This is a genomic window from Gilliamella sp. CG25, assembly GCF_046635705.1.
Lineage (GTDB): Bacteria > Pseudomonadota > Gammaproteobacteria > Enterobacterales > Orbaceae > Gilliamella > Gilliamella apicola_I.
Genome location: NZ_JBIDFJ010000001.1, coordinates 170,745 through 186,233, shown reverse-complemented (window position 1 = coordinate 186,233; position 15,489 = coordinate 170,745). Strand labels below are relative to the sequence as shown.

Genomic DNA, 15,489 nt, shown 5'->3' with positions numbered 1-15,489 from the left:
CGTGCTTCTAAGGTTTCATCATAAAGAGGGTTATGGGTTCATGATATAACTCACCGTCATCGCCTTTGATAAAGGTTATGGTATCAGGATAAGTTTTATTGGGTAGAAACACGGAATTTCTACCATATAACTCATTAATCTTATCTTGCCCCTTTAATGCCCAATCAGGCGTATCCAATACTTGAAAATCAATTTTTACATACACATTTGTCTGATTTTTTCGATATAACCCACTTTCATACGTTTTTTCTGTTATATCCGTTACTTTTACTATTTTTTTGGGGCCATAACAAAAAGAGCTATAGTAAATAGGTTCCTTATCGCTATTGTTAATATATTGATACCAATATTCACGCCCTAAATTGGTTAAGTCATAGCGATAAATGCCTGATTGCCCTTCTACTGGCGTTTGGCTTAATAAGCCTAATTCTGCAAACAACGGTAACGTTTTAAATAATCTATTTTTATTCCAAATATCCCACTGAATATCACTTTCTAATACCGGTTCATCGGTATACGGAAATTTAACCGCGCCTAAATAATAACAAAAATTGCCTTTGGTTTTGGTTAACGACATTGACCTTTCATATTCTTTTTGAATGTGCTCTCTTAGTTTTTCTTTGTTATAACAACCTAACAGTGAACAGGTGATTAATGTCAGTAAGGTGAATTTAGTTAATGTTTTCAATGTGGTTCTCCTGATATTCTTAAAATCCGCCCAATTTGGAGTGATGATGTTTGTAACTGTCAATAAACACCAACGGTTTATTGGTGACGGTTTGATTTTTGCTATTTGTCGACGTTTTGCCCTGTGGCCAGTAATTAATTTGTAAATAAAGCTCTTCAATGCCGTCATAACAAAACTCGCCCATTTTATAAACAATTTTAAAATAACCCAGCTCTTGTTGTGTTTCTTCGTCAACCGCATTACTGTAAGCTTCAACTTTACCTATTTGGCTTATTTCTAATTTATTTTTTTTATCAACAGGCTCTAATGGTTTTTCCCGTTTAATTAATAAATCCGTGGCTGAGCTATCGGCAAAGGTTAAAATTGGGTATAGTTTTCCTTTGCTTATATGCAAGGTAATGGGCTCTTGATAGTCATGATTATAAGCGCGAAGCACCCCTTCGTAATGGCTCACTTTTGGTTTGTAATGGGGCAATGCCACCGACAGATATATTTCGCGACTTCTGGCTTTAACACCCATTGCTTGTATTCCTGCAAGGTCAGGACAATCTTTATTTTTATATATGACTTTATATTGGTCTTTATATTTGTCTTTAATTTTGTCAATATTGTTGACACCTTCTAAATATTGACGCATTTTTTTGACATAATAAATCTTCTCTTCTTCTAACTGAATAGCAACATTAGCACCAAACATGGCAACCATAAAGTCATTAATTGCCATTGCCATACTGTCAAACGTAGGTAAATAAGGTAGACCTTTATCCGGGTGTTCATTTAAACCCAATAAACAGCGGTTAAACCAAAGTTGCATTTTATCCCATTTGTCTGATTTATCTTCAAAGATAATGAGTAAAATGACTGATACTATCCCCGCAATTAAACCTAACACAAAAATCCCCACCCCTAGCGGCCCTAAAAAGGCGGTTATTTGTAACCACGTACCTATCGTGCCGGCTAAGCTTAATACACCAGCCAGTACCTGAAGCCCTCCTGCTACACAATACGCTGTTTTGGTTGCTCCACTTTTTTGTTGTCCTTTGGCAATTAAGAAAATACCCTCCATTATCGATATCGCACTACCTAATACACCCACGACACCCGCTACCATGGCAGAGGTTTTAAACACCCCATTGACTAAAAGACTGAGATTGGCTTGTGTTGTAGCAACCTAACAGTGAACAGGTGATTAATGTCAGTAAGGTGAATTTAGTTAATGTTTTCATTCCGTGCTTCTTGGTTTCATCAAATAATAAGCTAAGGGTTCATGATATAATTCTCCGTCATCGCCTTTGATAAAGGTTATCGTAGCAGGGTAAGTTTTATTGGGTAGAAATACAGAACTTCTACCATATAATTTATTAATCTTATCTTGCCCATTTAATACCCATTCAGGGGTATCCAATACTTGATAATCTATTTTTACATACACATTTGTCTGATTTTTTCGATATAACCCACTTTCATACGTTTTTTCTGTTATATCTTTTACTTTTACTATTTTTTTAGGGCCATAGCAAAATGAACTATTGTAAATAGGGTCTTTATCTCTATTATCAATAAATTGATGCCAATATTCACGCCCCAAATCGGTCAAGTCATAACGATAAATGCCTGATTGACCTTCTACTGGCATTTGGTTTAATAAGCCTAATTCAGCAAACAGTGGTAATGTTTTCGCTAATTTACCTTTATTCCAACTCGCCCATTGAGTATCACTTTCTAATACTGGTTCATCCGTATACGGTAGTTTTACTGAACCAAGAAAATAACAAAAGTCACCTTTAGCTTTATTTATGGCTCGTGATTCATCATATTCTTTTTGAATATGCTCCCTTAGTTTTTCTTTGTTATAACAACCCAATAGTGAACAGGTGATTAATGTCAGTAAGGTGAATTTAGTTAATGTTTTCATTGTGTGCTTCTAAGGTTTAATTAGTAAATAGGCTAAGGGTTCATGATATAATTCACCGTCATCGCCTTTGATAAAAGTGATCTCATCAATATAAGTTTTTCCGGGTACTTTTACCTTTATAGGAGCATACAAGGCATTGAGTTTATCTTCCCCATTTAATGCCCAATCGGGAGTGTCCAATACTTGATAATCGATATCGACATACACATTTGTCTGATTTTTTCGATATAACCCACTTTCATACGTTTTTTCTGTTATATCCGTTACTTTTACTATTTTTTTAGGGCCATAGCAAAATGAACTATTGTAAAAAGGTTTCCTTCCGCTATTCCCTCTATTATCAATAAATTGATGCCAGTATTCACGCCCCAAATCGGTTAAGTCATAGCGATAAATGCCTGATTGACCTTCTACCGGTGTTTGGCTCAATAACCCTAATTCTGCAAACAACGGTAACGTTTTAAATAATCTATTTTTATTCCAAATCGCCCATTGAGTATCACTTTCTAATACTGGTTCATCCGTATACGGTAGTTTTACTGAACCAAGAAAATAACAAAAGTCGCCTTTAGCTTTATTTATGGCTCGTGATTCATCATATTCTTTTTGAATATGCTCCCTTAGTTTTTCTTTGTTATAACAACCTAACAGTGAACAGGTGATTAATGTCAGTAAGGTGAATTTAGTTAATGTTTTCAATGTGGTTCTCCTGATATTCTTAAAATCCGCCCAATTTGGAGTGATGATGTTTGTAACTGTCAATAAACACCAACGGTTTATTGGTGACGGTTTGATTTTTGCTATTTGTCGACGTTTTGCCCTGTGGCCAGTAGTTAATTTGTAAATAAAGCTCTTCAATGCCGTCATAACAAAACTCGCCCATTTTATAAACAATTTTAAAATAACCAAGACTTTCTTTGGTTTCTTTATTTATTGCGTCGCCATAGGCTTCAATTTTACCTATTTGGTTAATTTCTAATTCATTTCTTTCTGTTATCGGCTTTAATGGTTTTTCCCGTTTAATTAATAAATCCGTGGCTGAGCTATCGGCAAAGGTTAAAATTGGGTATAAATCTCCTTTGCTTATATGCAAGGTAATGGGCTCTTGATAGTCATAATTATAAGTGCGAAGCACCCCTTCGTAATGGCTCACCTCAGAATCATAATGAGGCAATGCCACCGACAGATATATTTCGCGACTTCTGGCTTTAACACCCATTGCTTTTATTCCTGCAAGGTCAGGACAATCTTTATTTTTATATATGACTTTATATTGGTCTTTATATTTGTCTTTAATTTTGTCAATAATGTTGACACCTTCTAAATATTGACGCATTTTTTTGACATAATAAATCTTCTCTTCTTCTAACTGAATAGCAACATTAGCACCAAACATGGCAACCATAAAGTCATTAATTGCCATTGCCATACTGTCAAACGTAGGTAAATAAGGTAGACCTTTATCCGGGTGTTCATTTAAACCCAATAAACAGCGGTTAAACCAAAGTTGCATTTTATCCCATTTGTCTGATTTATCTTCAAAGATAATGAGTAAAATGACTGATACTACCCCCGCAATTAAACCTAACACAAAAATCCCCACCCCTAGCGGCCCTAAAAAGGCGGTTATTTGTAACCACGCACCTATCGTGCCGGCTAAGCTTAATACACCAGCCAGTACCTGAAGCCCTCCTGCTACACAATACGCTGTTTTGGTTGCTCCACTTTTTTGTTGTCCTTTGGCAATTAAGAAAATACCATCCATTATCGATATCGCACTACCTAATACACCCACGACACCCGCTACCATGGCAGAGGTTTTAAACACACCATTGACTAAAAGACTGAGATTGGCTCGGTTTGCAATAAACGACCCGGCTAAATGAGGTAACCCCATATTGATAAAGGTTAAAACTTCGTTGACTAACAGTGCAAAACTTGCTCCAACTTTATATATGCCAAACTGTAAATCGCGTTTAATTTCATAACGCAGGGTTTCGCTTAAGTTTGCATCTTCCAGTTTTTGCAAGTTTTCTTTGTAGTTGATGTAGGTGGCGGCTGATTGTAATCCGGCTGAAATCGATTTAACAAAAGCTATGCTACCGCCAAATGCCGTCATTTTAGCCGTCGGGTCAAAACCGGCATTTTTTATACTGTCTAAGATTGACTCGCCTTGTAGTTTGGCTATCCGATTATATATTGACACACCGGTATTTTTTAATGTTCGGGCAGGAAATATTGAATTCGAATTTATGCCTGAAAATCTATCGAGTATATAGTTTTCTAATCGTTGAAATAATACCGAGCCATTTCTAAGCACGGTACGGTCATTGATGACATCGACTAGTTTTAAGCCAATATCGATATAGTCGTTGGCTGTTATCACAAAATTCCAATCAACCACCCCATTTTGACTTTCTTCTGTTTGCGAATAAGCCGGATAAGGTGAACTTGTGCTACTGTATCGCAACGGTTCGAAATATTGATTAAATTCACGTAACTCTAACACCGGAATATTTTTCATTTGAAAATGAAAAATCAATTCGCCATTTATCACCAACCCGCTTTCAGCAATCAACCTTGATAATCGTTTTTGAATAATTAGATAGGATGATAGGGCTAGGTCTTTTTCTGTAAAGTTGGAATGCCATGAAAGTACACGTGATATGAGTATCGAATAAAGCTTCAACATAAGCTCGCCTTTTTCACAGAAGAATTTTTTATCTAATTGGTTTGTCTTTGTTTCCGCTTCCAGCTCTTGTAATATCGTTTTGGTTTCCTGCAATCGCTTCGCTTTCGCCTTTAATTCTTTTTCTTCCGCTTCGCCTAGATATTGCGCTATTTGTTCGTCGGATTTGTTTTCTATCGGCGAGTATAAATCACTGTGCGCTTCCAGCTCTTGTTTCATGATATTAAGGCGTTTTTTTATGATTAACTCCCAAAAACTGTTACTTCGTCCATCAAGCAGATGATAAAAAATACCATCGTCATACAGGATTAAGTTCTCCCATAATGCTATTTGTATTGGGTTCGTCACGCCACCTATACATGTAAAATCAATGATTGCTAAAAAATCTGAAAGATAACCTACATGGTTGTTAGAGCAATTTGTATCACACTCTATTAACCAAAATTTGCAATCATTAAATTGACTCATTTTGTCCGGAGTATGTTTTGACAAGATTGGAAATCCCAATAACCATAGCAAATAATACAAATAGTCCTGCGAAAAGTGATTAATCGAACTGATTATAGCGTTATATCTGTTTTTTTCTAAATTGGTAAATTGAGTTTCAGCACCCGGTTTTAATAGCTTTTCATATTTTTCCAAATGTTTGCTGGTTCTCATTAAAGCATCGAGTTCGGCACGACCATTTATTATGCTGTTATGTTTAAAAGCTTTGACATCGAAATACTCAGCTTTTTTAAAAAAACCATCCTTTTTATTAATTTTTTTCAGATGGTTAATTTTTTCTTCAGCTGTCATCGGAACTTCAAAATATCCCTTTGATAGTAAGTATTCTGTTTTTGGCCAAACACTAGTTTGCCTGTTAATTCCTATCCTGGATTCTGATATATAGTCATACTCTAGCTCTTCTCGTGCTTTTGATAATTCTATTGCTTTGATTTGATTGCGATATTCATTTATCAATGATAACGTTTTACGTTTATGCAGTGTTTTTTCTCTAAAATAATCTGCATTTACTCCCGCAGCCAAAGTCGCATTGTAATAGTAATTATAATCTTGGCTTATCATTATGTTATTTGAATTTGGGGTATTTTTGTGTTGATTGACATTTTCATCATTGTCATCTTCATGACTTGGTATATCCACACGTTTAGATCCCAAGATTTTATTGAAATGTTCATCAATTTTTTGGTTATAAATCTCTTCGGATTTGATCACCAGTTGCGCTATGGGCTCAATCCTTAATTGTCGTTGTAAGCTCAGTTCTTCCGCTATACCAAACGTATCTTCTAGAACCACAACAGGGACTTTGTATTCACGCGTTTGTTCTAATTTCTCAATTTGCGCATCTAAGACAAAGCTTGTCGCTAAAAACTCTTTATTATTTGCGTTTGACCTGTCTCGTAATGAGTTAAATTTGTGGGCTGTGATAAAGTTTTTCGAACTTAACAAACGTTTTTTACCGTCATGTGTGATGATAAATCGTGGATCAGCAGCCAGCTCTAATAATGAATTATCGGATTTGAATTTTTGAAACTCAAAACTTCGCTTGCCCCCGTCAGTTAATTTGCTTGGATCTTTGTATGCTTCTTGATTCAGGTTAATTTTAGTAAAACGTTTAATCGCTTTTTCTAAACGAATATCTCTCTCAAAATGTTCTTTTGTCGAAGAATCACCGGTTGTCGAAGAAGATCTTTTTCTAGAAGGTACTTCAATTGTGATCGACGATTCATTCATTAATTTTAGGTATTTTTCTATTGTACTGTTTTTACCTTGAGACCAGGCTCGACGAGTGTAAGCAATGTAGGCTTCGCCTTCATATATTGAGGTGTCAATATTGATAAAAGAACCGGGTATATGGTGATTGCCGTCTTTGGTACAACTTTCTGGGATCTCTTTAATGTTTCGCTCTTTTAAGTCAGTAATGGTTTTATGGCGAAATACGCCTGAAGGCGTCACTTCATATCCTAAAAACTCCCACCCTTTCGTTTTATGTTTGACTAAGATATAAACGTAACCCACGCGTAAGGTTCGATAGACATATTTGTGGGTGACTAAATCAATGGGTGGCTCTCGATTGTCTTCCAATAATTTAATGGTTTCACCCATTTTTTGGGCTAAGTTGAAATTTTTACTAATCGGCGCTTTTCTGACCAGAAAAATGGGAAATCCTTGACGTTCGCAAACGCCACAACCACCATTTGCTAAAGCTGAACGAGAATCTTTGCCATCCTTGTTTGCTTCAGCATAAATAATGCGATCTTCGAGTTCAGCGGCTTGCTCTTCTTTTTGTTTTTGAAGTTGTTCTTCTTTTGTGGTTTTGGTGGTTGTATGCTTTTCCATTTAATTCATTCCAATTTTTTTTAATATTCCTTTTAACTCAACTTGGTGTGAGTTATTTCCGTGTGATAAATATAAAAATATTTATTTTGCGATATTTTGAATAAGATATTGTTAAAATTGAAGCGATGAGTGTGAAGTTTACAATGTGGCAGGTTTTTACCTATTAATATATCTGACCTTAAGGCAAGATATTATGATTTATTTTGTATTCACAAATTAAGCTTAATTGATTTAATATTAGTTAAAAAATCAATAATCTAAAAATTTTTCTAGTTTTTCAGTTACTGCTTTCAAATTTATACAATTTTATATTTTAAATATTCTTTAAAAATTGTTAACAATATCTAAACGTAAAATTACCCTTTTTTTGAACATTTTGCAATAGTTAATTTTAAAGAGTAACACTATGAAAATTCATTAAATTTAAATGCAGTAACCTAGTTAAGTCTTATTTTCCAATACAAAACGAACTGAAGATACGACCTAATAAATCATCTGAAGTGAATTCACCAGTGATTTCGCTTAGCGCTTCTTGGGCAAGTCTGAGTTCTTCGGCAAGAAGTTCACCAGCATGGAAAGCCGTAAGTTGGTACTTACCATTGTTGAGGTGTTCTGACGCTTTTTCGAGTGCTTGCAGGTGTCGTCGACGTGCTAAAAAGCCGCCTTCAGTACTACTGGTAAAACCCATGGCTTGTTTTAAGTGATCACGAAGTAACGTTACCCCTTCCCCTGTTCGTGCAGAAAGTTGGATAAGTGAGTAACCATTGACTTGATTGTAACCTAATGCTTCACCAGTTAAATCTGCTTTGTTGCGTATGACTGTAACAGGCATATTTTTGGGTAGCCGTTCTATAAATTCTGGCCATAACTTTTCGGGATTGGTTTCGGTTGTGGTGGTGCTATCGACCATAAATAGTACCCTATCTGCTTGTTCAATTTCTTGCCAAGCTCGTTCAATACCAATGCGTTCAACTTCGTCACTGGCATCACGTAAACCCGCAGTATCAATAATATGTAGGGGCATACCATCGATATGAATATGTTCACGTAATACGTCACGCGTTGTGCCTGCAATATCGGTAACAATCGCCGCATCACGACCCGCCAACGCATTAAGTAAGCTTGATTTACCGGCATTTGGACGACCAGCTATCACCACTTTCATCCCTTCTCGTAACAGTGAGCCTTGTTTTGCTTCTTGGCGAACTTCGTTTAAGCGAGTAATCACTTCATTAAGTTGTGCTTCTATTTTGCCATCTGATAAAAAGTCGATCTCTTCTTCAGGAAAGTCTATTGCGGCTTCGGTAAAAATGCGTAAATGAATTAATGATTCAACCAATTCATTAATTTTTTTCGAAAACACGCCTTGCAAAGATGAAATCGCTGATTTTGCAGCTTGCTCAGAACTTGCATCAATTAAATCGGCTATGGCTTCGGCTTGGGCTAAATCTAATTTATCATTCAAAAAAGCACGCTCTGAAAATTCACCCGGCTTTGCAATACGGACGTTAGCAATCTCTAATACCCGTTTTAAAAGCAAATCTAAAATGACAGGCCCACCATGCCCTTGTAACTCTAGTACATCTTCGCCCGTAAAAGAGTGAGGATTAGGAAAAAATAGCGCTATTCCTTCGTCTAAGGTTGTGCCGTCAGAAGCTAAAAAAGGAAGATACTCCGCATAGCGAGGTTTTGGTATTTTACCGAGTATCGCTTGCGCAACGGTTTGCGCCTGTGGCCCCGAAATTCGCAAAATGCCCACACCACCTCGACCGGGTGGCGTTGCTTGTGCAACAATGGTATCTGTTTTCATATATGTTTGTAGCTGATTTAAATTTGAATGCCTAATAATAGCATGGACGCACGGCAAAAACAGTAGTGACTATGGGTTTTGCCGTTATTCATTGATTATTTAAGTGATAGAATCAGTCGGCTGATTATTCATCTTTCTTTGGATGATCGAATAACCAAGAATTTGCCAATGCTAGGGGTTCTCGGATTAATGCGACATATTTTTCTTCATTTCCCCACCCTAATGGTGCCGATAAACCTGATATTTCGTTAAAGCCTGAACGTTTAGCCAGCATTAGCGAACGCAGCATATGAAAATCATTAGTTACCACAACTGTCTTGCCTAACGGCAATACACGATTGGCATACACAAATTGTTGAGCTGTTCGCGTCGATTTATCTTCTTGGTATACCCGTTTTGGATCAATACCTTTATTAATTAGATATTGTGCCATCACACTTGCTTCGGTCGCCGACTCATTATTACCTTGTCCCCCACACACAACAACTTTCGTTCGTGGATTACGTTGTAAATAATCGTAGGCAACATCTAATCGTTGGGCTAAGGTGTAATGAGGAACAGCAGGCTTACCTACAACAAGTGCGCCTAATACAACTAAGGTGTCGGCATCTGGCGCTGGCTTTTGTTTAGAATAAAGATAAATAACGATGTTAGTGATAACAAAATAAGTCAATATTAACGCTAAGCCATACTTAAATAATTTGGCGATCATTTCTTTTAACTCCTATTTTTTATAACAATGTTCAAAATGGTCATTGACTAATCCCATTGATTGCATAAAAGCGTAACAAATTGTTGACCCAACAAAAGAAAAGCCTCGTTTTTTTAATGCCTTTGATAGTTTATCAGATATATCGGTACTGACAGGCACTTCACTAAGGTCTTTGTAGTGATTGATAATTGGTTTACCGTCGACAAAAGACCAAATAAATGTCGAAAAATCTTCATTATTACTTTTCATTGTTAGATAAGCTTGTGCATTTTTTATAATACTATTTAGTTTTAATCGATTTCGAATCAGTCCTTTGTTTTCGAGTAAACGTTCAACATCTTTTTGGGTTAATGTAATAATTTTTTCAGGGTTAAAATCAAAAAAACAGCGCCGATATTCTTCACGTTTTTTCAATACCGTGATCCAAGATAATCCCGCTTGTTGTCCTTCTAAGCAGATTTTTTCAAATAATTTTAGACTATCATACTGGGCAATTCCCCATTCGTTGTCGTGATAATTTATGTATAAAGGATCGTTTGAAACCCAGTCACAGCGTATTTTTGTTTTAGTCATCATCCCCAAATTCATCCTTAGTTAAAATAGTTTATTGATAGTACAACATAAAATAATTAAATGTTTTAATTATTATAAATCAAATGTTCAGTTTTACCGCATTCATTAAATTTTTTTATGATGAAATTAAATACAATTTTTTATGGCAGAATGTTATTTTTATAACAAGTTTTAGTTATAAAAGAGTCATTTTCTTTATTTTCTATTTTATATTAACCATACAATTAAGGTTTTTTCATGAGTCAATCTGAAATTAACGCAGAATGGCAGCCTGCTGCAAGGCCATTAAACAGTAAAGATTTAAAAACATTAGTTTTGTCTTCTTTGGGGGGAACGTTAGAATTTTATGATTTTGTCATCTATGCCCTGTATATCGATACGATTGTCAAACCTCTTTTTTTACCTCATACGTTATCACCTTTAACTTTAGATCTTTTTGCATGGGGAATTTTTGCTGCTGGCTACTTGGTTCGCCCTGTTGGCGGTATCATTATGGCTCATTTTGGCGATAAAGTCGGTCGCAAAAAAATGTTCACACTTAGCGTGGCAATGATGGCTTTACCCACATTTATTATTGGTATTTTACCCACCTACGAAACCATTGGAATTTTTGCACCGTTGTTATTATTAGTGATGCGTATGTTGCAAGGAGCAGCCATTGGCGGTGAAATGCCGGGCGCTTGGGTTTTTATTGCTGAACACGTGCCAAAACAACGTTATGGCTTTGGTGTCGGAACCTTAACTTCGGGTATTACTGGGGGTATTTTACTTGGTTTTATTGTGACCATTATTATTGATCTTTGTTTTAGCCACCAAAATATTTTAGATTATGCTTGGCGGATCCCTTTTATTGTTGGTGGTATTTTTGGTGTCATTTCGGTTTATTTGCGTCGGTTTTTATCCGAAACCCCTATTTTCAAAGAATTAGCTGCCCGTAAGGCAATTGAAAAAAATATTCCTGTCATCTCTGTTTTAAAAAATCATAAAACGGCGTGTTTGATTGTAGCACTTTTAACTTGGTCATTATCCACTGCGATTATGGTGGGTATCTTAATAACACCTGGTCGTATTGTTGGTGGGATGTATCATTTTGCTAATCTGGATTGGCGAATCGGTGGTTGTATTGCAGCATTAACCTTAACTATCGGTTGTGTTATTTCTGGTTGGTTAGAAGACAAACTGGGGACAACAAAAACAGTGATCATAACATGGGGTGGTTTAGCTGTGATGAGTATCTATTTTTATAGTACTTTGTCACCAACAATTTCACTTACTGAATTATATTTAACTTGGGCAATATTTGGTTTATTTATTGGCGCTGTCGCCATGACACCAATCATTGGTACAAGAACTTTTCCACCTGCGATTCGTTATTCGGGTTTATCGTTTTCTTATAATTTAGCCTACGCTTTATTTAGTGCCATTACACCCACTTTAACAATTTATCTTTTAAGCCCCGACCATTTACTGGGTCAATATAGTTATCTTGGTGCAGGTATTTATATCTCGTTTGTCGCGTTAATTGCAGTTGCGGTGGGTTTTTATCCGTTAGCAAAAAAAGGTTGGTCAAATAAACCCAATAATAAATAATTCTATCAATAAAAAAGCAGGATGTTTCCTGCTTTTTTATTCTATTTTAAATCCAGACAAATCGACATTTACCGCATGGTGACAAATTCTTCTGCGGCGGTTGGATGAATGGCTATGGTGTTATCAAAATCTTTTTTGGTTGCGCCCATTTTGAGTGCTACCGCAAAACCTTGTAATATTTCATCCATACCATAACCGATACCATGAATACCGATAATTTTTTCTTCATCACCAACACAGACTAATTTCATTCGACAAGGTTGGCGATGCTGTGTTACAGCTGTATACATCGCGGTAAATGTTGATTTATAGACTTTAACGTTTTCTTGTCCATATTGCAAAATCGCTTCAGGTTCTGTTAATCCAACAGTACCAATTGCAGGATGCGTAAAGACAACAGTTGGAATATTGTTATAATCTAGATGTTCATCAGGTTTATTATTAAATAACCGTTCAGATAAACGACGTCCTGCAGCCACAGCAACAGGGGTTAGGGCTGTTGCGCCTGTATCATCGCCAACCGAGTAAACACCGGCAACATTAGTGTTTTGGTACTTGTCTACAACAATAAATCCATTATCGTTAACCTTAATACCTGCCGCTGCTAAATTCATATTTTGTGTTGCGGGTTCACGACCAATTGCCCAAATTAGACAATCAACAGTATAACTTTCTCCATTTTCAAGGTGTAATGTTAACGAGTTATCACTATTTTTAGTCACTGATTTTGGTATCGCAAACGTGTGGAGTTGTTGACCTTCGCTGGCTATGACTTCCATTAAGGTTTCAATGATGAGTGGATCAAAACTGCGTAATGGTGTCGCTTGGCGTATAAATTGATGAGTTTGAGAACCTAATGAATGTAATACGCTGGCTATTTCACAAGCAATATACCCAGCCCCCACGACAGCTACACGTTTAGGTAAAGCTTTGAGTGCAAAAAAACCATCCGATGTAATACCATATTCCGCACCAGGAATATTTGGTATACTCGGTTTTCCACCAACGGCTATTAATATGTGATCGGCGGTATATTGTTCGCCATTAACGTCAATAGTGTGAGAATCAACAAATTTGGCATAACCATAAATGACATCAACTTTATTATTAGTTAGTACACGGTCATAAGATTGATGTATTCGGTCGATGTAGGCGTTTCGGCTAGCCAGTAGTTTATCCCAACTAAATTGATTGATAGTCGTATCGAATCCATAATCAGAACCATAATGATTGATTGCTTCAGCAATTTGAGCGCCATACCACATGATTTTTTTGGGCACACAACCCACGTTCACGCAAGTCCCACCTAAAGATTTTGCTTCGATGATTGCGCATTTTTTGCCATATGAAGCCGCTCGGTTTACCGATGCAATGCCACCACTACCACCACCGATTGCAATATAATCATAATGTTTAGTCATTAAATTTCCTTCGTGCTGATTACTAAAATTAGCTATTAGCTTTGCATAAAGTGAAAAATAAAAAAAGTATTTATTTTAAAATTTAACAATAGTTATTAACGATTAATAATTACAATTAGTAGATTTTTATTTAATAAATCATTTTTCTAATGGGTTAATTTTTAATAATAATTTATTGGTTTTAAATGATTTTTTAACAGCGTTGTTTCCCAGTTATTGTGATAGGATTTTTAGTAATACATAAAAACATCAAAAATTAGGGACTATGTTAAAGCATTCGTTTTTTGTCGGTATTGGTCGATGCCGCCCCCTTAGGATCGGTTTATAGAAGGGACAAGTGTTCCTATTGTTGACGTAATTTTATGCCAGTCTCAATATTTGTACTTTTGTGCTTTCTTTGCTTGCATCAAAGCCCGTATTTATTGTGTTTGTTATTCATTATTTTCGTCTTCATCATGTTTACGGGGTTGATAAAAACGGGCGAAAAAAGTCCCAATTTCGAAAAGTAAACAAATTGGTATCGCTAATAATATTTGCGAAAACACATCAGGTGGGGTAACAAACATAGCAACGGCAAACACAGCCACAATGATGTAAGGTCTTTTTTTCCGTAGACTTTTTGGTGTGGTCACGCCAGTCCAACAGAGTAGTATAATGGCGACAGGGACTTCAAAAGCAAATCCGAATACCACAAATAACGTCATAACAAAATCAAGATATTTGGTGATATCGGTATTGATTGCAACATCAATCGGTGCTGTGTGGATAAAAAAGTAAAATGCAAGTGGGAATACCACAAAATAAGCAAAAGCAATACCTATATAAAATAACACTGTGCTTGATATAATCAGTGGCACGACTAAACGTTTTTCATTTTGATATAACGCGGGTGCAACAAATCCCCACACTTGATAAAGTACATAGGGAATAGAAATAAATATCGCCACCACTGCCGTTAATTTAATCGGTGTAAAAAAAGGGGCTGCGATATCAGTTGCAATCATGCTACTACCTGTAGGTAATTGACTAATTAACGGATTAGCAACGATGTGATAAATATCATTAGAAAAGTAAAGTAGACAAATTAAAACCAATAAAATGCAGATAATACAACGTAAAAGTCGTGTTCTGAGTTCAACAAGGTGTCCAATTAAAGGTTGAGATGCGTCGTCTGTCATGGTTTGTCTTTATTTGGGTTTTCAATATCGGTTTGGGTTGCTGAATCAATCTCTTTTTGTAACGATTCTGTCACACGTTTTAAATCATCAATTGATTCTTGAATTTCAGGTGTTAAGTTGGTTAAACCACTTTGTTCTGCTTTTTTTAAACTATCTTGTAACTCTTGCAGTTTTAGCTCTTTGTTGAGTTCAAGTTGAACCGTTGCCGACATTCGTCGTAATACTTTAATCCAACCTGCAACGGTTTTAATTGCAATAGGCAAACGCTCTGGCCCTAATACAACCAGTCCAATAATTAAAACTAATAATAATTGACCAAAGCTGATATCGAACACAACCTACTCTTTTTTTGTCGTTTGTTCATCGTTAGAGGAGTCTACAGTTTCAACTTTATTTGGTTGTTCTGTTGATGTTTTTTTATCATCATCCTCATTCATTGCTTTTTTAAAGCCTTTAATTGATGCACCAAGATCCGAACCTAATGAGCGTAATTTTTTGGTTCCAAACAGTAATACAATAACTGCAATTAATATGAGTAATTGAGGCCAACTTGGCATCATGATAATTATC

Annotated in this window: 12 protein-coding genes and 1 pseudogene; 1 reads left to right on the top strand and 12 read right to left on the bottom strand. The window is 36.0% G+C overall.

All coding sequences use genetic code 11. From position 1 onward, the window contains the following. Nucleotides 1-7: 7 nt before the first annotated feature. From ACGH6P_RS00830 to ACGH6P_RS00795, 8 genes are all read right to left on the bottom strand, one after another. Nucleotides 8-688, bottom strand: coding sequence for a hypothetical protein (locus ACGH6P_RS00830; RefSeq protein WP_411596493.1), 681 nt, complete (start codon nt 686-688; stop codon nt 8-10). A gap of 19 nt (nt 689-707) precedes the next feature. Beyond that, on the bottom strand, nt 708-1,817 hold the full coding sequence (locus ACGH6P_RS00825; protein ID WP_411596492.1) for a hypothetical protein: 1,110 nt from the start codon (nt 1,815-1,817) through the stop codon (nt 708-710). A 93-nt stretch (nt 1,818-1,910) separates the two neighbouring features. Further along, nucleotides 1,911-2,603, bottom strand: a complete 693-nt coding sequence (locus tag ACGH6P_RS00820) for a hypothetical protein (protein ID WP_411596491.1) — start codon at nt 2,601-2,603, stop codon at nt 1,911-1,913. A gap of 9 nt (nt 2,604-2,612) precedes the next feature. Next, entirely contained in the window at nt 2,613-3,302 is a 690-nt protein-coding gene (locus ACGH6P_RS00815) for a hypothetical protein (protein ID WP_411596490.1), read from the bottom strand. Between the two features lie 19 nt (nt 3,303-3,321). Further along, entirely contained in the window at nt 3,322-7,635 is a 4,314-nt protein-coding gene (locus tag ACGH6P_RS00810) for a toxin VasX (protein ID WP_411596489.1), read from the bottom strand. A gap of 448 nt (nt 7,636-8,083) precedes the next feature. Next, nucleotides 8,084-9,445: a tRNA uridine-5-carboxymethylaminomethyl(34) synthesis GTPase MnmE gene (gene mnmE, locus ACGH6P_RS00805; RefSeq protein ID WP_267352301.1), complete on the bottom strand. Its 1,362-nt coding sequence runs from the start codon at nt 9,443-9,445 to the stop codon at nt 8,084-8,086. Between the two features lie 124 nt (nt 9,446-9,569). After that, complete coding sequence (locus ACGH6P_RS00800; protein ID WP_267352302.1) at nt 9,570-10,157, bottom strand: YdcF family protein; 588 nt, start codon at nt 10,155-10,157, stop codon at nt 9,570-9,572. 12 nt (nt 10,158-10,169) lie between these two features. Then, the gene (locus ACGH6P_RS00795) at nt 10,170-10,733 is read right to left on the bottom strand and encodes a DNA-3-methyladenine glycosylase I (protein ID WP_411589896.1); all 564 of its coding nucleotides are present in this window, start codon (nt 10,731-10,733) and stop codon (nt 10,170-10,172) included. Between the two features lie 234 nt (nt 10,734-10,967). On the opposite strand from ACGH6P_RS00795, the gene ACGH6P_RS00790 reads away from it, so the two are divergent. Beyond that, nucleotides 10,968-12,320 carry an MFS transporter gene (locus ACGH6P_RS00790; RefSeq protein WP_267352304.1) on the top strand — a complete coding sequence of 451 codons (1,353 nt, stop codon included), beginning with the start codon at nt 10,968-10,970 and terminating at the stop codon, nt 12,318-12,320. A 68-nt stretch (nt 12,321-12,388) separates the two neighbouring features. Here ACGH6P_RS00790 and gorA read toward each other — a convergent pair whose 3' ends face one another. The 4 genes and pseudogenes from gorA to tatA all read right to left on the bottom strand — a co-directional run bounded on the left by gorA (nt 12,389) and on the right by tatA (nt 15,479). Then, on the bottom strand, nt 12,389-13,741 hold the full coding sequence (gene gorA / locus ACGH6P_RS00785; RefSeq protein ID WP_411596488.1) for a glutathione-disulfide reductase: 1,353 nt from the start codon (nt 13,739-13,741) through the stop codon (nt 12,389-12,391). A gap of 431 nt (nt 13,742-14,172) precedes the next feature. Then, on the bottom strand, nt 14,173-14,919 hold the full coding sequence (gene tatC, locus ACGH6P_RS00780) for a twin-arginine translocase subunit TatC (RefSeq protein WP_267352306.1): 747 nt from the start codon (nt 14,917-14,919) through the stop codon (nt 14,173-14,175). Next, a pseudogene (tatB, locus tag ACGH6P_RS00775) lies at nt 14,919-15,254 on the bottom strand (Sec-independent protein translocase protein TatB); the annotation flags it as partial. The pseudogene tatB and the gene tatC, both read right to left, overlap by 1 nt. A gap of 3 nt (nt 15,255-15,257) precedes the next feature. After that, entirely contained in the window at nt 15,258-15,479 is a 222-nt protein-coding gene (gene tatA, locus ACGH6P_RS00770; protein WP_267352308.1) for a twin-arginine translocase TatA/TatE family subunit, read from the bottom strand. Between the last annotated feature and the right edge of the window lie 10 nt (nt 15,480-15,489).